The sequence below is a fragment of the uncultured Sneathiella sp. genome (assembly GCF_963976355.1).
In the GTDB taxonomy this organism is placed as follows: domain Bacteria; phylum Pseudomonadota; class Alphaproteobacteria; order Sneathiellales; family Sneathiellaceae; genus Sneathiella.
In genome coordinates this window covers 358,040-376,507 of sequence record NZ_CAXBKA010000003.1, presented here as the reverse complement: position 1 = coordinate 376,507, position 18,468 = coordinate 358,040, and the positions used below count along the sequence as shown (strand labels likewise).

Genomic DNA, 18,468 nt, shown 5'->3' with positions numbered 1-18,468 from the left:
CCTAGCCATCCTCCAGGTGAAACATCATTGCCAGGCCGAACAGGGTGATGGCCACCGCCGGAATCCAGGCGGACAGGATGATCGGCAGATTGCCGGACAGCCCCAGCGCATAGATAATATCCGTCATGAAATAAAAGACAAAGCCGGTCGCGATCCCGCCCAGCACCAACAGCACCGTCCGCCCCTGACGGAGGGAGCGGAGCGAGAAGGTCGCGGCAACCAGCACCATGGCCAGCATCAACACCGGCCCCGCCATCAGGCTGTACCAGTGCAGGCGATGCCGGTCGCCGGAGAAACCGGCATGCTCCAAAGTCGCGATGAAGCCGGGCAGATCCCAGAAGGAGAGCGTTGCCGGGGAGGCGAAGCTTTCCTGAATCTGCAGAATGGTGAGGGAGGTCGGCAGCTCCAGCCGGTCGCGCCGTTCGGCGGGCCTGTCCGGACCTGTAATGACAACATTCTTCAGGTCCCAGAAGCCGGGTCGCAGGGTCGCCTCCGACGCATCGATCCGACCGGTGAAGATGTCGTTCGCGTCATACTGGAAAATGATCACCTCGGTGAGGTCGATGCCCTGATTGACGGCGCCGCGCGCATGGATGACCGATAGCCCGTTCTCATCCACCTGCCGGAGCCACAGATCGTTGGTGGACAGAGTCAGCAGGTTGGAGCGGGTCTCGAAATATTTTGCCTCCATCCGGTCGTTCTGCGCCTGCATCGCCGCCGCGATCGGATTGATGACCGTCAGCACAAGCATGCCGATGGCAAAGGCGATAAAGAGGGAGGGGAAGAGGAACTGCCAGACTGACACGCCCGACGCCCGGATCACCGACAGCTCGCTGGTTTTCGAGAGGCGGAAGAACGTCAGCATCCCGCCGAACAGTGCGATGAACGGCAGCAGCTTCATCGCCAGCGTCGGCAGGCGCAGCGTTACCATTTCCAGCAGGATCATGATCGTAATATCGTCGCGGTCGGCGGTGCGGCGGAGCGCCTCGATAAAATCGCCGAGGAAGACGATGGTCATCAGGATGGCGAAGATCACACCGACATATTTGAGGAACTGCTTGCCCAGATAAAGCGAAAGGGTACTCGGCACCTGTATCATCCTGCTTCCCCGCGGGTCACGGTTTCGTCGTCCAGCCGGTTTTCAAGGAAGCGCAGGCGCCCGCCGCCGGCGAAATAGGCCCCGATGGCCCCCGCCGCGATGGGCAGCAGATACATCAGCGGATAGACCAGCATCGGCTGGCTCGTCACCCGGAAGAGGGCCATGCCGCCGATCAGCACGAGAACCCCCGCCGCCGCGGCAATGCCCATCTGGCGGCCCCGTCCGCGGCGCGCGAACTCCCCGCCCATCACCCCGGCCAGCGCAATGAAGACAAGGGCGACTGCATAGAGCGGCAGTACCAGGCGCTGGTGCAACTCCGATAACAATTTAGGTTTCTCCTGCTGTACCCGTTCGCTGTCCTCGGGGTTGATCAGCTCCCACACATAGCGATGATCCGGGGACAGCCAGCGGGCGCCGCTCTTTTTCTCGAACTGGCCGATATCGAGGGCATATTGATCGAAATAGAGCAGGCTGAGCTTGGCGTTCTTTTTCGACACCTCCTGAAGGTTGCCCGCATTCATGATGAAGCGCGGCCCCTCATCTGTCTTCACGAAGGCGCCCCGTTCGGCCATGTAGGTGACGGGTTTTTCCGGTATCCGCTCGTCATGGACGAGGATGCCCAGCATCTCGCCCGCCGGGGTTTTCTCACGAATATAGACGGTGACGTCATTGGTTAAGGTGTTGAAGACCCCCTCGCGCAGGACCACCGCCGCGAGGCTGTCCTGCCAGGCGACGCGCATCTCCGATACCGTGCGGTTGCCAAAGGGCACCAGAATGAAGCCGAGGATATACATGATCAGCGTGATGATCAGCGCGAGATAGATGGCCGGGCGCGCCAGCGCCGACTTGCTGAGCCCCGCCGCCCACATGACGATCAGCTCGCTGTCCGAATAGAGCTTGTTGAAGGCAAAGAGGGTGCCGAAGAACAACCCCAGCAGCAGCGTGTAGCGCAGGATATCCGGCAGCAGCAGCAAGGAAAGATAGAGGAAGGTCGTCACCGGCAGACCGTTGATCAGCTGCTCCACGAATTTGAGCGCCTGCGACAGCCAGATCACGCCCGTCAGCGAGAAGGCGATGAACAGCATCGGAACGGCCAACTGCCTCATAATATAACGGTTAATATTCCTCATGGGGGGAGTATAGCGATAGTTTTGCTTGTTGCCAGTCAGGAAAGGACGCGCTATGAAAAATAATGACGATAGCTAGGGGCGATTCGTTGCTATCCTCCATCCGGCCCCGGGAAAAAGACAAGAATAGGTGTTTTCCATGAAGTTCGCATTTTCTGAAATTTCCATTCCCAAGCGCGGCTCTCTCGCGGTTGCCCTCTATGCCGACAAGACCTTCTCGCCAACCGCGACGCTGGTGGACAAGAAGACGAAGGGCGCGCTCAGCCGGGCGCTGGAGACCAGTCGCTTCACCGGCAAGAAGGGGGATTTTCTGGAGATCGTGGCGCCGAACGGACTGGACGTGTCGCGCGTCGTCCTGTTCGGCCTCGGCGAGACCGAGAAACTGACGATGACGGATATGGAAACCCTCGGCGGCTCGCTGGTGAAACGGCTGAACGCCTCCGGCGCGCGCTCGGTGACCATCATCCTCGATGAGCTGAACGTGGAGGACTTCAAGACGAACGAAGCCGCCGCCGCGGTTGCGGGCGGCGCGATGCTCGGTTCCTACCGGTTCCAGAAATACAAGACCGATATCGACGAGGCGGCGGAACCGACGCTCGCCCGCATGACCGTTTCCTGCAAGGGCTCGGCGACGGCGCGCAAGGTCTTCGCCGATATCGAGGCGCTGAACGAGGGCGTCTTCATGACCCGCGATCTGGTCAGCGAACCGGCGAACGAGCTGTACCCGGAAAGCTTCGCGGCCCGCTGTCTGGAGCTGTCCGACATGGGCGTGCATGTGGAAATCCTCGATGAGGCGAAGATGCAGCGGCTCGGCATGGGCGCGCTCCTCGGTGTCGGGCAGGGCTCCCGCCGCGACAGCCGCCTCGTCGTCATGCAGTGGAACGGCGCAACGACCAAGAAGGCCGGACGCAAGCCGCTCGCCTTCGTCGGTAAGGGCGTCTGCTTCGATACCGGCGGCATCTCGCTGAAACCCGGCCCCGGCATGGAGGAAATGAAATGGGACATGGGCGGCGCGGGCACCGTCACCGGCCTGATGAAGGCGCTGGCCGGGCGGAAAGCCAAGGTTAACGCCGTCGGCGTCATCGGCCTTGTCGAGAACATGCCCGACGGCAACGCCCAGCGGCCCGGCGATATCGTCAAGTCGATGTCCGGCCAGACGATCGAGATCCTGAATACCGACGCCGAGGGCCGCCTCGTGCTCGCCGATGCGCTCTGGTACACGCAGGACCGGTTCAAGCCTGAATTCATGATCGACCTCGCGACGCTCACCGGCGCGATCATCGTCACGCTCGGCCATGAAAACGCCGGGCTGTTCTCGAATAATGACGACCTCTCGGATCAGCTGTTCGCCGCCGGCAAGGCGGTGGGCGAGGGGGTGTGGCGCCTGCCGATGTCGGACGCTTATGCCAAGCAGACGAAATCGCCGATCGCGGATTTGCAGAATATCGGCACCGGCGGGCGCGGCGCGGGCTCCATCGTCGCAGCGGAATTCCTGCAGAAATTCGTGAACGACACCCCCTGGGCGCATCTCGATATCGCCGGGATGGCCTGGTCGAAGGCCGACAAGCCGATCACGCCGAAGGGCGGCACCGGCTATGGTGTCCGCCTGCTGGACAAGTTCATCCGCGATAATTACGAGGGCAAATAGGCCCCCGCGTGACCGAGGTCAGCTTCTATCATCTGCAGTCGGAACCGATCGAGCGGGCGCTGCCCCGTCTGCTCGAAAAGGTGCGGGAGCGCGGCTTTCGCGTGCTGGTCCGCGGGGCGACGGAGGAGCGGATCGAGACCCTTGATGAGGCGCTCTGGACATATCGCGATGCCTCCTTCCTCGCCCACGGGCGGGCGGGGGATACCCTCGATCCCGCCGAGCAGCCGATCTTCCTCACGCTGGAGGCGGAGGGGAATGCGAACGACGCCACTATCCTCGTCCTGACCGAGGATGCCGCCGCCGACGACGCCACGGAATATGAGCGCTGCCTCTATATGTTCGACGGCAATGATGACGCCGCCCTCACCGCCGCCCGAACCCGCTGGAAAGCCCTCAAGGAAAACGACATCCCCGTCAGCTACTACCAGCAGACGGAAAACGGGTGGGAAAAGAAGGCGTGAGTGAGGTGCAAAAATGGAGAGCACAATCTTTAAAATAGCACTATCTCTCTTGTAAAAAATCTATAGGCTGTATTATTGTGAAACTATATCTCTGTTTTTCCCTTTAGCGATGTATTAATAATTTCCCAAGGCTGTAAGTAATTTATGACTGTTGGAATTTACATAAATGATCCTTTACCAATCATAATTTCGGACTGTCTCGCAATTCCAAGAACTGGCGCTGCTCAAATTTATTCACCTTCTAACATCGAACATTTTGACGGTGAGAATGGTGAACTAGCAAAATTGGTATCGAAGTTTATTAAGTTGGGATCGGACACAGTAATCACTTTTGCGGGTCGTTCTGATCATATAAATGATTTTGTGCAATACTTTCCAGCTCTTTGGGAAGGTAGAGATCAAAATCTCAGGCCTATGCAATTTTTGCATAAAATTGACGAACAATTAAGAGCGACACGCAACAATTGGGGCTGCTCAGTTTTAGGAGCAACAATAATACCTCAAGATAGCGATCCAGATAGCACTCGCACTTTAAATAATACTTATGCTAGTAAAAGTAATGATTGGAAGTTTGAGACGAAAAATTTTGGCACTTGTCATGCAGTTGGATCCGGTTCGAATGAAATGAGGCAATTTATGGAAATTGCTGACAGAAACCTTAATCTTCTTAAAGCACAAGAAAAGTTCGACCTATCGGAACCTGATCTTTTATTTCGATTGCTAGGCGCTTTAAATGGGCAGGCCCTTTTCTGTCAAAAAAGGCCGTTGGAAGAACAAAGTTGGGGAGGAGTGCTTCAGGCACAAGTATATTATCCATTTGAAGGAAATTGGTTTCGGACGCCACCGTGGTTGCATCTATGCGTGGTTTATAAGGGAAGCCATTTGGAGCTTCGAGGGATATATAACAAGACTGTTTTCCATACTTCGAAATTAGATGATGATAATTCTGGAGCTGTGGTTACATGGGTTGTGAATTCTAAGGGGGAAACAGAATCCAGAATCTGGCCAGTTTACTCGCCGTTCAAAATTCAAAGTGATGAGGAATTAATAACTTATTCTGATATAATGACAGAGCCAAAAATGGTAACGATTACTGTTGTTATTCAAATTGAAAAATCACAGACTATTAACCAAAATACGTATAGTTTTACTGAAGTATCGGGGTTATCTGCTAGTTTAGAGGGTGATGTTTTCAATATTAACTATGATGCCAAAGTTCTCGGTGATTGGCTTCGTAACGAACTGCTTAGAGATCCATCTTTTCGGCTCCCCAAATGATACTTAATTGAATGCAAGCTATTATTTGACGATTAATCAACGGAGACGCTGTTTCCTATACGCCGTATTTAAGTCGTCCAGCTCTATACTAAGGGTGCGCCGATTTTCCTGAGCCTTGGTACTGTTGCAATTGAGATAAGTTCATTATTACAGAAAGGCTTCGATGATGAGCAAAATTCCGGTGCGGGTGTTGGTTGCGCTGTTTGGGGCGGTGTTGTTGCTGGGGGCGGTTGGTCCGGCGGCGGTGGCGGATGAAAAATTCGGTTTCGGGCGCGAGATCGAGGGGACCTATATCCTCAGCCAGGAGGGGACCACCACCCATTCGAGCTATATGTTCACGGAGTTCGGCGCGGTCATCTGGTCGGCGTCGGACCAGCGGGAGTTCGCCTATGCGCCCGGCAACGGCGTCTGGAAACAGACGGGCGATCGCAGCGCAAAGGTGCGCATCGTCAGCTTCGAGCTCGATGGCAGCGGTGTCGCCGTGATCGATATGGAGTTCAATTTTTCCGATGATTTCAGCACCGTCAGCGGCAGCTTCGAGGGCGGCATCTATCCGCCGGATGTCAATGTCAACGCCATCGACAGGGAGCCGCGCCAGAACCTCGCAAACCGCTTCACCGGCGTCCGCCTGACCCTCGGCGAGTAGGTCGGCCGCGTGGGTGTCTTCCTGCTTTTGTCCTAATCAAAGTCCAGGTACATCGGAGGTCTTAAAAGAGATGAAAATGATGTGGGACTGGGTGCCTAACCAAAGATTGGGGCCAATAGAAATTGGTATTTCCGTTGAAACCTATGTTGGGCAACTGGGCGCCCAATTGCTTGCAGAAATAGATGACTCCACCGGTTGGGACTCATATTACATTCCGCATCATGACGTGTATATCAATGCTGAAGACGGTGAGGTTGTCTCCATTTCAGCCCATAAGAGCTTTTATTACGGAATAAAAAATGTTCTTGGCATGACCATAGAGCAACTTGAAGCTCTACTGGGTTGCAAGGCTGATGAAATCGGAAATTCGGTTGAATATGAAGATGGAGATATACAGACGCCGTACGATTATTCTGAATTAGGGCTGGTCGCGTGGGTTAGTCAAGATGTTATCGTAAATGTTGTGTGTACAACATATGAAGGTTTGGACTAGGCCTTAATTGGAGGAATAGTCAAAGATAACGACGGCCTCACGCCGCGCCTTCGGCTTCGAGTTCCTCGGTGAGGGCGAGCCATTTTTCTTCCGTTTGGGCGAGGTCGGATTTGAGGCGGCCGATCTGGTCGCTGAGTTTGGCCTGATGGTCCGGTCCCTTGTCATAGGTCGCGGGATCGGCGAGCTCGGCTTCGAGTTTTGCCTGCTCGGCGGCGAGGTCCTGCATCCGCTTTTCAAGGCGGCCGATCTCTTTTCGCTTCGGGGCGAGGGCGGCACGGGCGGCGGCGCGGGCCTTGCGCGCCTCTTTCCCGGAGAGTTTCGGCTGTCCCGGTGCGGCGTCGGTTTTGCGCTTGTCGCCCCCACGCGCGGCGTCCAGCACCTCGCGCTTGTAATCCTCGATATCGCCATCGAAGGCATGGACCCCGCCGTCCTTCACCAGCCACAGCCGGTCGGCGACGAGAGAGACGAGATGCGGATCATGGCTGATGAGCAGCACCGCGCCCTCATAGTTGTTGAGGCCGTGGATCAGCGCCTCGCGGCTGTCGACATCGAGATGGTTGGTCGGCTCGTCGAGGATCAGGAGATGCGGCTTGTCCTCCGCGATCAGGCAGAAGTTGAGCCGCGCCTTCTCGCCGCCCGAGAGCTGCTTGACGGGTGTGTCGGTTTTCTGGCGCGAAAAGCCGAACTGGCCGAGGCGGGCGCGGATTTTCGATTCCTGCCCGTTCTCGACTTTCGCCGCCAGATGCTGATAGGCGGTTTCATTTTCCCGCATTTCATCGAGCTGATGTTGCGCGAAGAAGCCGATCTTGAGCTTGCCGGACTTCTGCAGCTTGCCGGTTTCGGGCGCGAGGCGGTCGGCGAGCAGTTTCGCAAAGGTCGACTTGCCGTTGCCGTTGGAGCCCAGAAGCGCGATCCGGTCGTCCATATCGATACGGAGGTCAAGGCCGCGCAGGACGGGTTTGCCCGGCTCATAGCCGACCGTGCATCCCTCCATCGTGATGATGGGAGAGGAAAGCGGCTCGGGCGCATGGAAGGTGAGGCTCGCCGTATGTTCCTCGACAATGCCGACGACGGGCTGCATCTTCTCCAGCATCTTCACGCGGCTCTGGGCCTGGCGCGCCTTTGACGCCTTGGCGCGGAAGCGATCGACAAAGGATTGCAGATGCTTCCTCTGCGCTTCCTGTTTGCGGGCCATGCCGGCGAGAAGCTCCATCTGCTCGCGGCGGGTCTTCTCGAAGAAGTCGTAGTTGCCGGTATATTTGACGAGCTTCATCTGGTCGAGATGGGCAATCTCCGTCACCACGTTATTCAAGAGGTCCTTGTCATGGCTGATGATGACGAGGGTGCGCTGATAATTCCGGAGGAAGCTTTCCAGCCACAGGGTCGCCTCGAGGTCGAGATAGTTGCTCGGCTCGTCGAGCAGCAGCAGGTCCGGCTCCGCAAAGAGCGTGCCTGCGAGCGCGACACGCGTCCGCCAGCCGCCCGAGAAGGAGGAGCAGGGGCGCTGCTGCGCCTCATGGTCGAAGCCGAGGCCGGAAAGGATCTTCGCGGCCCGCGCCTCCGCCGTATGGGCGTCGATATCGGCAAGGCGGGTATGGATTTCGGCAATGCGCATGCCGTCGGTCGCGGTCTCCGCTTCCTGCATCAGGCGCGCGCGTTCCTCATCGGCGGCGAGCACAGCCTCGATCAGGCTCTCGGGTCCGCCCGGGGCCTCCTGCGGGAGGACGCCAAGCCGGGCGCCGTTCTGAAGCTCGATCGTGCCGCCATCGGCATGCAGCTCCCCGGTGATCAGCTTCAGAAGCGTCGATTTCCCGGTGCCATTGCGTCCGATCAGGCCGAACTTATGCCCGACCGGAATATGCAGGGAGGCATTTTCCAGCAAAGTGCGGCCCGCGATGCGGTATGTCAGGTCCTTGATTTGCAGCATGGGGCACTCTCTATCAGAAACACCCGGCGCCCGAAAGCCGGAAAATGGCGCGATCGGGGAAACTGTGCGCTTTTATGACGATCGCGGGACGGAGTCCTGAAAAATCGAATTGATCCGGCCCGTTAAACAGGGCATAAGATCGGCCATGACTAAAACGCATCTCGAATTTAGCAACCTCTATTATCGCACGCCCTCATAGGCGCGTGGACTTTCACCTGTTCAACCGCTGCGAAGCCAATTGTTGAACATGTGAAAGTAACTTGGCATCGCGGACACCAAGGAGTCGGCAATGTCGTCATCAAGTTCAAAAATCACCGTTGGAATTATCGGCTTTGGTGCCTTTGGCTGTCTGCTGGCCAATCACCTTTCCCCGCATGTGAGCCTCTGTATTCGCGACACCGCGCGTGCCGTCGCGCGGCTGGAGAGCGGGGCGGAATACCCTTGCGCGTCGCTTGAGGAGATGGCCGGTTGCGAGTACATCGTTCTGGCGGTGCCGGTCAGCGAAATTGGGCGCGTGTCGCGCGATCTGGCGCCTCTGCTGAGGGCGGGGACAACGGTTGTCGATGTCGGGTCTGTGAAGGTTGCGCCGACGGAGGCGATGCGGGCGGAACTGCCCGCCCATGTCGGGATTGTCGGAACGCATCCTCTGTTCGGGCCGCAAAGCGCACGGACCGGCCTCAGGGGCCTCAAGATCGCAATTTGCCCGGTGAGAGGGACGGGCCATCGCCATATCGCCGCCTTCCTGAAGTCCGTCTTCAGGCTCCGGACGATTATCACAACCGCCGAAGCGCATGACCGGGAAGCCGCCACCGTACAGGGGCTCACCCATCTGATCGCCAAGGTCATGGTGGAGATGGAGCCTCTCCCGACCAAACTGACGACGGTCAGCTACGATCTTCTGATAGAGGCCATCAATATGGTCAAGGATGATGCCCCGAATGTGCTCGATGCCATCGAGCGGGCCAATCCTTTTTCGATTGGCGTGCGGGACGAATTTTTCACCAAGGCCGCTGAGATCAGAAACCGGTTCGAGGCGTAAGGTTAGGGAGCGGGAGAACAGTCTTCTGCCGAGCCGTTTATATCCCCAATCCAAATTTCTTGACAGGCAGGTAAATACCTGCATATTATCCAGCCCAAGGAGTAGCGTATGGACGACGACAAGACATTCAAGGCGCTGGGCGATCCGACGAGGCGAAAGATACTGGATCTGCTCTGCGAGAAGAACGGCCAGACCCTGGGCCAGCTATGTGCGCATATGGACATGAAACGCCAGTCCGTGACGCAGCATATCGGCCTCTTGGAGGACGCCAATCTTGTCTCGACGGTAAAGCGGGGGCGGGAGAAATTGCATTTCCTCAACCCGGTGCCGCTCCAGACGATCTACGAACGCTGGATACGAAAATTCGAGCAGCAGCGATTGAGCCTGCTGCATGAGCTGAAAACCGAACTGGAAGGAGATCAAGATGACCAATGAAAAGACGACATTCGTGTATGTGACCTATATTCGCGCGACGCAGCAGAAGATATTCGACGCCATCACCCGGCCCGAGATCGCCGCCCGCTACTGGGGGCATGGAAATGTCTCCGACTGGAAGGTCGGCTCCAAATGGGAGCATGTCCGCGATAATGAGGAAAAGAAGGTCAATATCGCCGGTGACGTGATCGAGATCGATCCGCCGAAGCGGCTGGTCATCAGCTGGTCGGACCCGTCGGAGTATGACAACCGCGAGGCGCACAGCCGCGTCACCTTCGATCTGGTGCCGTATGAGGATATGGTGCGCCTGACCGTCACCCATGACGAGCTGGAGGCGGGCAGCGGCATGGCGAACGGCATCTCAAGAGGCTGGCCGCTCGTGCTCTCGAGCCTCAAGTCCTATCTGGAGACAGACGAGGCGATCGATGTCTTCGCCGAGCCATGCGCCACCGACGCGGCGGCATAACGACCTATTATTTTGCGAGGATCATTGACGTGACGGATTTCTGACTGGCAGTGATGAGGGCATTGAGTGGCATATCTTCGGGTTCTGCGAGGATTTGCATGGCGACGCCGCGCAACAGGCCGACGATCAGGGTCGCCAGGATCGAGGGATCGAGGGAGGAGGGGAGTTCTCCTCTTTCCTTCCCGAGGATGAGATAGGACTTGATATCGCTGCGGAACACCCGGTTCACATGGGCGATTTCTTCGGCCATTCCAGGCAGCGAGCCAAGTCCTTCTCCCATCAGAACGTAAAGGGCGCGGATACGCGTTCCCCGCCGGGCTACGTCCTTGAGATAGGTCGCAACAAAGCGCGATAGCTGCGCCGGGGCGGGCAGGCTGTCTATCTCCCTCGCCCTTGGGTGCCAGGTTTCGTCCGTTTCGAAACGATTGAGGATTTGAGCGAGAACGGCGCGCAAGACCCGTTCCTTGCTGCCGAAACGATTGCTCACCAGCGTCCCCGTGCATCCTGCCCGCCGACCGATCTCGATCAGGGTCGTCCGCTGATACCCCTTTTCTGCAAACAGCTCCGTCGCCGCCTCGATAATGCGCTGGCTGGATTCCTGGCGGCGTTCCGGGTTTTTCCTGGGGCGGTCGGCGGCTGTGGCGGGGTTCATCTCATATTCCCATGTAATATCAACAGGATATTACCATAGCAAAATAGTTGTTGGTCAACAACAAATAAAATGATATGTCTTCAGAAAACAACAACGGGGAGGTCCCATGATCACGGTTTCGAAAATCGATGCGCCCTGCGGCGCGCGGGTGGAAGGGGTCGATTTGTCGGCCCCCCTTGACAGGCAAGAGGTGGCCGCCATTCGTGCCGCCTGGATGGCGCATCATGTGCTCGCTTTCCCCAACCAGAAGCTGGACAATGACGGCCTGGTCCGGGTCGCCGAATATCTCGGGCCGATCGGCGATGATCCGTTCTTCCACCCCATTGATGGGCATGAACGGATCGCGGCGGTGCACCGGCGCGCCGACGAGACCGGGCGGATTTTTGCCGACAACTGGCACTCGGACTGGAGCTTCATGCCGGTGCCGCCGTCGGGCACGCTGCTCTATGGACTGATCATTCCGGCGGAGGGGGGCGACACCCTCTTTTCCAACCAGCATCTGGCGTGGGAGGAAATGCCGCCGGAGATGAAGGAACGATTTGAAAATCTGACGGCCGTTCATTCGGCGGGCGGTGCCTATTCGCGCGAGGGCGCCTATGCGGAGAAGAATTTCAAGGGCGCGATGCGGTTCAATATCTCTGATGAGGCGAACAAGAAGGAGACGCATCCGGTCATCCGCAATCATCCGGAAACCGGCCGACTCGGCATTTTCGGCGGCGGCTATCTGGTCGATCTCGACGGGATGGAAGAGAGCCGTGCGCTGGACCTCTTGAAGGAGCTGGCCCGCTGGCAGGCGCGGGAGGAGTTTGTCTATCGCCATAAATGGGAGCCGGACATGCTGGTCCTCTGGGACAATCGCTCCGTCCTGCATAAGGCGACCGGCGGTTATGAAGGTCATGAACGCTTGCTCCATCGCCTGACCATCGCCGACAACGCGGCCTATTACTGACGGTCCCGCCGCTTGCGGAAGCGGGCGGTCGACCCTGCCGTGCATATTTGCCGCAGGACAGGGGGCTATTGCGTCTGCTAGGGTGAGGGAAGCTGTCCGTTCGACCTTCAAGTTCTCGCCATGCGCCAACCGAAGATAATTACCACACTGCAATCCTATAGCTGGTCGCTTTTCCTCTCCGACCTGCTGGCGGGGGCGACTGTCGCTATGGTCGCCCTGCCGCTCAGCCTGGCCATTGCCATCGCGTCGGGCGCGGACCCGGCCAAGGGCATCGTCACCGCCATTGTCGCAGGGTTCCTGATTTCCCTGCTGGGCGGCAGCCGGGTACAGATCGGCGGGCCGACCGGCGCCTTTATCGTCGTGGTCTTCGGCGTCATTGCCGAGCATGGCTATGACGGTCTGGTGCTCGCCACCTTCATGGCGGGTCTGATGCTGCTGGTTGCCGGATATTTTCGCGCCGGGAACCTGATCGCCTTCGTGCCCGAGGCGGTGGTGAACGGCTTTACCATCGGCATCGGCGTCATTATCGCGACCAGCCAGCTCAAGGATTTTCTGGGGCTGACGGCGGCGAATGTCCCGGCGGATTTCCTTGAGAAAATCCCCGCGCTTTGGGAGGTGCGGGACAGTCTCAGCCTGCCGACCGTCGCCATTGCGCTTGTCACTCTTGTCCTGATCGTCACTTTAAGGCGGCTTGCGCCGCGCTTTCCGGGCCTGATCGTTGCGGTCGGCGTAGGCTCGGCGCTGGTGGTCTATCTGAATTTGCCGGTGGATACGCTCGGCTCCCGCTTCGGGGAGTTGCCGAGCCAGCTTCCCTGGCCGCAACTGCCGGATTTTTCGGTTGCCCGGATTATCGAGCTATTGCCCTCGGCCTTCGTCATCGCCTTTCTGGCGGCGGTTGAATCGCTGCTCTCGGCGATGGTGGCCGACAAGATGATCGAGGGGCACCACCGGCCGAATGCCGAGCTGTCCGCGCAAGGCGCCGCCAATGTTGCCTCGGCGCTGTTCACGGGGCTTCCGGCGACTGGCGCAATCGCGCGCACGGCCACGAATATCAAGGCGGGCGGGAAGACCCCGGTCGCCGGAATTGTTCATGCCGTTGTCATCCTGCTGGTGATGCTGCTGGCGGCCCCCCTCGCGGGCTATCTCGCCATGCCCGCCCTTGCCGCGCTTCTGATCGTGACCGCGTGGAACATGACGGAGCCGCATAAATGGGGCAGTTATATCCGCGGACGGAAGAGCGATATTTTCCTGTTGCTGCTGACGCTCGTCCTCACGGTGATCGTCGATCTGACGGTCGCCATCGGTGTCGGCGTGTCCATCGGCATCGCCCTCCGCCTCAGCCGCCGCAAGTCCGTCAAAAGCGACTGGTCCCCGCCGGAGAGGTGAAATCGCGCAAAATCCATCAATTGGGTTGCCGTGGCCGGGCCGGGGCGGTATAAGGCGCGGGAATTATTCCTTTTGTCTCCTTAGAATGAGCGAGTTAATAAATGGCCCTAGAACGTACTTTCTCCATCATCAAGCCCGATGCCACCCGCCGCAACCTGACCGGCAAGATCAACGCCAAGCTGGAAGAGGCCGGGCTCAAGATCGTCGCCCAGAAGCGCATCCGCATGTCCCGCGAAAATGCCGAGACATTCTACGCCGTGCACAAAGAGCGTCCGTTCTTCGGCGAGCTCTGCGACTTCATGGTTTCCGGCCCGGTTGTCGTCCAGGTCCTGGAAGGCGAGAACGCCATCGCGAAGAACCGCGAAGTGATGGGCGCAACCAACCCGGCCGACGCCGCCGAGGGCACGATCCGCAAGGAATTCGCCGAAAGCATCGAAGCCAACTCCGTGCATGGCTCCGACAGCCAGGCCAACGCCGCGATCGAGATTGCCTACTTCTTCTCCGGCTCCGAAATCCACAGCTGATCCGGACAAATCTCAAAGAAAAGGCCCGCATTTTAGCGGGCCTTTTTTATGTCTGAATGCGCCGGTTATTTCTCGGCGCCGGCCGCCTCGGATTTATCGAGGAAGGTGACCGTCTCGGCGAGGCCGCGCGGGTTCTCGCTATGCTTTAAGTGCCCGTCGATCTTGGCGCCGGGCTCGATACTGAGGGAGGCATGGACGATGTCGCCCTTGACGGTGGCGGAGGAGGTGACGGTGATTTCCTCGCCCTTGAGGTTGCCGTTGACGCCGCCACGGATGACGAGGGTGCCCGCATTGATATCGCCGGTGATCAGGGCATTCTGGCCGACGGTCAGGGTCTTCGCCTGAATATCGCCGGTGACCTGGCCATCGACCTGGATTTCGCCTTCGGAAAACAGGTTCCCCTCGATATTGAGGTTTTCGGCGATGATGGAGGGCATGGCGTTGGATCGCGCAGGCTTGGCGTCGGTCTTATTGTTATTTGAGAACATGGAGATACCTCCCTAAACAGGGTTAGTCGGCGGACGCTTTTTCAAGTTTCGGCGTCGCTTTGAACGCATATCTTCCCGCCTTGATGAAATTCATCGGATTCTGATGCTCACCTTCATAGATGATCTCGTAATGGACATGACGGCCGGTGCTTCGACCGGTAGAGCCCATCACGCCGATTTCGGTCCGATATTCGATTTTTGCGCCTTTCTTCACCAGCGCCTTCTTGAGATGGCCATAGCGGGTCTGGAAGCCGCTGCCATGATCGATGGTGACCATGGTGCCATAGGCGCCGTTGGTGCCGACAAAGGTCACCGTGCCGGGCGCGGTGGCGAGAACCTTTGAATTGCGCGGCCCCGCGATATCGACACCCGAATGAAAGGCGCTGCGCTTGGTGATCGGGTCACGCCGCTTGCCGAAGCTGGAGGTGACATAGCCGACATCCACCGGCCGCGCGAGGGGGAGCTGTTTCAGCAATGTCTGCAGGAACTCCCAATGGGCGAGGCTGGTTTCCATCTTCTGCGCCTGGGTGTAGAAATCCTGTTCCGTCTCCAGCAGTTTGCGCGCAGGCGGGAGGGCGGCGACGAACGGTCCGCCCTGTCCGGTCACCTCGTCGGAGCCGAGCAGCTTGTCCGGATCAAGGCCGGTCAGGACGATGATGTCCCGAAGCGCCGCGACGCTGGCATTGGTGCGGTCATGGATGCGGGTGATCAGTTCCTTGTTCTGGGTCGACATATGGTGCATGCGGTCGCGCAGCTCGCTCACTTCCGAGTTCAGGCGGCCTTCGGCAGCAACGCGGCTGTCGAATTCCTGCTGCAAGCTGGCGTACTGCTGGCGGGTTTCCTCCAGCTCCTCATAGATTTCGTCCTTGGTGGAGGCGTAGAGATTGACGAGATCGCGGAGCGAGGCCAGCCGCTGCACGGTCTTCTCGCGCTCGCTGAGGGCTTCGTCCCGCTCGCGCGAAATCTGGAACAGGGACTTGTTGGCCTGCATGACCTCCATCTCCAGCCGTTCGCGCCGGGCGTTGGTGGCGTGCAGGCTCTCGCCGAGGGAGCGGATGCGGTCCTCCAGCGATTGACCGCCATCGTCGCCATCCGTCGATTTCACCGCGAATTGAAGCGCCTTTTCAACGACTTCCCGGTCGGCGAGGATATCCTCAAGCCGGGCATACTGCTGGTCCAGCTCGGCCCGGGTGGCGGCGATTTGCGATTGCGCCAGCTCAAAGTCGGAGGCGACCGCGTCATAGTCGAGCTGCAGCGACAGCAGCTTCGCCTGCTGAATGGTCATTTCCCGATACTGCAGGGCGCCCGCCGTCAACAGATAGGCGAACAGCCCGCCGAAGCCGAGCAGGACGACAAAGCCCATGAGCTGCGTTCTGACGGAAAGGGGAAGATATTTCAGCTCCCCACGGGTGCGGATGATCACCTGACGGTCCGTAAAAAATTTATCGAATACGGCCTTCAGCCTCATCTAGTCATCCTGATCCGGGTTGCGTTGAACTGTACTGGGGTCCGGAATAATAAAACCGATTTTCCGGCAAACATCAACCGTCGCGCGCGGCCCCTAAAATTTGCGATTTTTTGTCTGTTTTTCCGGCAGGGGCGCGGCGAGGGGGCGATAGTATTCTTCAGGCAGTCCTGCAACCGAACGCGCATCGTCGTTAAACGGGGGTTTTAAAAGGCCTTTGAAGTTTTTTTGCACAAGCTCGCGCCAGCTCGCCGCGGGATCAAGATCGCGTTTTTCACAAAAATAGTGAAACCAGCGGCTGCCGATGGCGACGTGACCAATTTCATCCGTTAGGATTACGTTAAGGATAGCAGCGCTCTTTTCGTCGCCGATTTTGCCGAATCGGGTGATCATCGCCGGGGTGACATCCAGTCCGCGCGCCTCCAGCACCATGGGCACGACGGCGAGGCGGGCACCCAAGTCATTCCGGGTTGCCATCGCCGCCTCCCACAGGCCGTCATGGGCCGGGAAGTCGCCATAGGCGAAGCCGAGCTCGCCAACCCGTTCGGCCAGCAGTTCGAAATGGCTCGCCTCCTCGTCGCCGACCCTTACCCAGTCATCAAAGAAGGCGCGGGGCAGGTTTTCATGGGGGAAGCGGGCAACCATGTCCCAGGCAAGATCGATGGCGTTGAGCTCGATATGCTGCACCGCATGGAGCAGGGTGGCCCGCGCCTCGTCGGACTGGCCGCGGCGGCGCGGCATCTCGGCGGGCGGCAGCAGCTCTGGGCGCGCCGGTCTTGCCGGGCGGTCCGGCGGCGGGGTGTCGCCGAGGGGCATGTCGCCGCTGGATGCGCGCCAGAGAGCGGCCGCCTCATGGCTGAGCCGGGCCTTGCGGGCGGCGTCCGGCTCCTCAAGGACACGGACGGCGAGCGCGCTCAAACTCGTCACGTCAAAGGGCTTTTGCGGCGTCCAGCACGGCCTCGACATGGCCCTTGACCTTGACCTTGCGCCAGATGTTGCGGATGACGCCCTTGCCATCGACCAGGAAGGTCGCGCGCTCGATCCCCATATATTTGCGGCCATACATGTTCTTCTCGACCCAGACGCCGAAGGCTTCGCAGGTCTCGCCGTCCTCATCGGCGGCGAGCACGACGGAGAGGCTGTGCTTCTCGCGGAATTTCGCATGCTTGGCGAGGGTGTCCCTGGAGACGCCGATGACCTTCACCCCGAGCTGGTCGAACTCCTTGATCTTCTCGGAAAAGCCGATCGCCTCCTTGGTGCAGCCGGGGGTATCGTCCTTGGGATAGAAATAAAGCACAAAAGGATGCCCCTTGAGCGCGGCGAGGCTGACTTCCTCTCCACCATCCGCGGGCATATGAAAATCCGGGGCCTTTTCTCCGATTTCGGGCATGATCACTCCTTTAAAGCATGTGTAACTAAAGAGCTTAACTAACAGGTGAGGATTAAGGGGGCAAGTAAAGTAAAATTTGCAGTTATTTGCTCTCAATAGTTGTGAATTTATGGTATGTACGAGACCATAGATAGCTTGTGGGAAAAACTCTTTACTGCTTTGGGGGCGAACATGGGGATTGAAATAGTAGCAAAATTCGAACTAGAAGAACCTGATAGTCATAGGCTTCCTGCACTAGATGGCTCACAATCAATAACCGGCATTGCTCGCAGCTTAGTACTAGTGACACATTTCGCAGCAACTGGCACGATAAGGCATCGCGCACCGTTTGATTCAGGAGTGCAAGTTTATATTGAGCCTCCAAGACGAGGAAGCCTAGAAGCAATATATCAAATCGTAAGTGATCCGGGTGCCCAAATACTGGGAGGTATTGCTATCAGTGTCGCAGGTGCTGCTATTTATGATTTAACTAAGACAATTTTTTCTCGCTCAGTTGGAGCCTCTGTTGAACCTAGCACCGATGAAGTGAAAGATTTAGATTCCCAACGGGGCGGTGACTTAGATGCCTTGGTAGATGCAGTTGAACCGGCATTAAAACAAGCTCACAAAGCCGTCAATGGTGGTGCAACAAATATCTTGATCATTCAAGGCGATAAGAACGTCGTAAATTTTAATAGTAACACGAAAAATTATATTGAACGATCAGATATATCTAAGAATCCTGAAATTCGAGATGTCAGCATCGGCTCTTTTAATGCTAACAGTAATTATGGTAGAGCATATTTTCATGATTTAAACAAAACAGTACCCTTTAAATTAGACAATGATGCAAACTTTGCTACTAGAGATGCAATTTCTTATAGTTTGTATAGTTATGCTAGAGGGTTCCCGTCAGATATTGAAGTGAAATTTTTTCGAATTACATCTCCAGATGGAAGAACAAAAAGTATTATTATTACAAAAGCTTCAAAAATAGAAGAAAAGCCTTAGAATGT

At 57.6% G+C, this 18,468-nt stretch carries 20 protein-coding genes; 12 read left to right on the top strand and 8 right to left on the bottom strand.

The annotated features are described in order from the left end of the window. Window position 1 precedes the first annotated feature (1 nt). Complete coding sequence (gene lptG / locus AAC599_RS08855) at window positions 2–1,090, bottom strand: LPS export ABC transporter permease LptG (protein WP_340150046.1); 1,089 nt, start codon at window positions 1,088–1,090, stop codon at window positions 2–4. Between the two features lie 5 nt (window positions 1,091–1,095). After that, window positions 1,096–2,229 carry an LPS export ABC transporter permease LptF gene (gene lptF / locus AAC599_RS08850; protein ID WP_340150045.1) on the bottom strand — a complete coding sequence of 378 codons (1,134 nt, stop codon included), beginning with the start codon at window positions 2,227–2,229 and terminating at the stop codon, window positions 1,096–1,098. A gap of 136 nt (window positions 2,230–2,365) precedes the next feature. Between lptF and AAC599_RS08845 the strand changes: the two genes are divergently transcribed. The 5 genes from AAC599_RS08845 (at window position 2,366) to AAC599_RS08825 (ending at window position 6,752) form a co-directional block, all read left to right on the top strand. Further along, entirely contained in the window at window positions 2,366–3,874 is a 1,509-nt protein-coding gene (locus AAC599_RS08845) for a leucyl aminopeptidase (protein ID WP_340150044.1), read from the top strand. Between the two features lie 8 nt (window positions 3,875–3,882). Then, window positions 3,883–4,335: a DNA polymerase III subunit chi gene (locus AAC599_RS08840; RefSeq protein ID WP_340150043.1), complete on the top strand. Its 453-nt coding sequence runs from the start codon at window positions 3,883–3,885 to the stop codon at window positions 4,333–4,335. Between the two features lie 144 nt (window positions 4,336–4,479). Continuing rightward, window positions 4,480–5,613, top strand: coding sequence for a hypothetical protein (locus AAC599_RS08835; protein WP_340150042.1), 1,134 nt, complete (start codon window positions 4,480–4,482; stop codon window positions 5,611–5,613). Window positions 5,614–5,803: 190 nt separating this feature from the next. Further along, window positions 5,804–6,259, top strand: a complete 456-nt coding sequence (locus tag AAC599_RS08830; RefSeq protein WP_340150041.1) for a hypothetical protein — start codon at window positions 5,804–5,806, stop codon at window positions 6,257–6,259. A gap of 76 nt (window positions 6,260–6,335) precedes the next feature. Next, window positions 6,336–6,752, top strand: coding sequence for a hypothetical protein (locus tag AAC599_RS08825; RefSeq protein WP_340150040.1), 417 nt, complete (start codon window positions 6,336–6,338; stop codon window positions 6,750–6,752). 37 nt (window positions 6,753–6,789) lie between these two features. On the opposite strand, the gene AAC599_RS08820 is transcribed toward AAC599_RS08825, so the two are convergent. Continuing rightward, window positions 6,790–8,679 carry an ABC-F family ATP-binding cassette domain-containing protein gene (locus tag AAC599_RS08820; RefSeq protein ID WP_340150039.1) on the bottom strand — a complete coding sequence of 630 codons (1,890 nt, stop codon included), beginning with the start codon at window positions 8,677–8,679 and terminating at the stop codon, window positions 6,790–6,792. 289 nt (window positions 8,680–8,968) lie between these two features. Here AAC599_RS08820 and AAC599_RS08815 point away from each other — a divergent pair, with 289 nt between their 5' ends. The 3 genes from AAC599_RS08815 to AAC599_RS08805 all read left to right on the top strand — a co-directional run bounded on the left by AAC599_RS08815 (window position 8,969) and on the right by AAC599_RS08805 (window position 10,619). Beyond that, complete coding sequence (locus tag AAC599_RS08815; protein WP_340150038.1) at window positions 8,969–9,718, top strand: prephenate dehydrogenase; 750 nt, start codon at window positions 8,969–8,971, stop codon at window positions 9,716–9,718. A gap of 108 nt (window positions 9,719–9,826) precedes the next feature. Continuing rightward, a complete protein-coding gene (locus AAC599_RS08810; RefSeq protein WP_340150037.1) occupies window positions 9,827–10,153 on the top strand; it encodes a metalloregulator ArsR/SmtB family transcription factor in 327 nt (108 codons plus the stop codon). Further along, entirely contained in the window at window positions 10,143–10,619 is a 477-nt protein-coding gene (locus AAC599_RS08805) for an SRPBCC family protein (protein WP_340150036.1), read from the top strand. The genes AAC599_RS08810 and AAC599_RS08805 overlap by 11 nt, the downstream gene beginning before the upstream one ends. Before the next feature lie 7 nt (window positions 10,620–10,626). On the opposite strand, the gene AAC599_RS08800 is transcribed toward AAC599_RS08805, so the two are convergent. Next, window positions 10,627–11,271 (bottom strand): TetR/AcrR family transcriptional regulator, encoded by a 645-nt coding sequence (locus AAC599_RS08800; protein ID WP_340150035.1) that lies wholly within the window; start codon window positions 11,269–11,271, stop codon window positions 10,627–10,629. A gap of 106 nt (window positions 11,272–11,377) precedes the next feature. On the opposite strand from AAC599_RS08800, the gene AAC599_RS08795 reads away from it, so the two are divergent. The 3 genes from AAC599_RS08795 to ndk all read left to right on the top strand — a co-directional run bounded on the left by AAC599_RS08795 (window position 11,378) and on the right by ndk (window position 14,130). Beyond that, complete coding sequence (locus AAC599_RS08795) at window positions 11,378–12,220, top strand: TauD/TfdA family dioxygenase (protein ID WP_340150034.1); 843 nt, start codon at window positions 11,378–11,380, stop codon at window positions 12,218–12,220. 120 nt (window positions 12,221–12,340) lie between these two features. Then, window positions 12,341–13,606, top strand: a complete 1,266-nt coding sequence (locus AAC599_RS08790) for a SulP family inorganic anion transporter (RefSeq protein ID WP_340150033.1) — start codon at window positions 12,341–12,343, stop codon at window positions 13,604–13,606. Between the two features lie 101 nt (window positions 13,607–13,707). After that, on the top strand, window positions 13,708–14,130 hold the full coding sequence (gene ndk / locus AAC599_RS08785) for a nucleoside-diphosphate kinase (RefSeq protein WP_340150032.1): 423 nt from the start codon (window positions 13,708–13,710) through the stop codon (window positions 14,128–14,130). Between the two features lie 65 nt (window positions 14,131–14,195). On the opposite strand, the gene AAC599_RS08780 is transcribed toward ndk, so the two are convergent. The 4 genes from AAC599_RS08780 to bcp form a co-directional block, all read right to left on the bottom strand. Beyond that, the gene (locus AAC599_RS08780) at window positions 14,196–14,618 is read right to left on the bottom strand and encodes a polymer-forming cytoskeletal protein (RefSeq protein ID WP_340150031.1); all 423 of its coding nucleotides are present in this window, start codon (window positions 14,616–14,618) and stop codon (window positions 14,196–14,198) included. Window positions 14,619–14,640: 22 nt separating this feature from the next. Continuing rightward, window positions 14,641–16,086 (bottom strand): peptidoglycan DD-metalloendopeptidase family protein, encoded by a 1,446-nt coding sequence (locus AAC599_RS08775; RefSeq protein WP_340150030.1) that lies wholly within the window; start codon window positions 16,084–16,086, stop codon window positions 14,641–14,643. Between the two features lie 93 nt (window positions 16,087–16,179). Then, entirely contained in the window at window positions 16,180–17,049 is an 870-nt protein-coding gene (locus AAC599_RS08770; RefSeq protein ID WP_340150029.1) for a ferritin-like domain-containing protein, read from the bottom strand. Then, window positions 17,012–17,473: a thioredoxin-dependent thiol peroxidase gene (bcp, locus tag AAC599_RS08765; protein ID WP_340150028.1), complete on the bottom strand. Its 462-nt coding sequence runs from the start codon at window positions 17,471–17,473 to the stop codon at window positions 17,012–17,014. Before bcp ends, AAC599_RS08770 begins: the two co-directional genes overlap by 38 nt. 114 nt (window positions 17,474–17,587) lie before the next feature. On the opposite strand from bcp, the gene AAC599_RS08760 reads away from it, so the two are divergent. Beyond that, window positions 17,588–18,463, top strand: a complete 876-nt coding sequence (locus AAC599_RS08760) for a hypothetical protein (RefSeq protein WP_340150027.1) — start codon at window positions 17,588–17,590, stop codon at window positions 18,461–18,463. Window positions 18,464–18,468 lie beyond the last annotated feature (5 nt).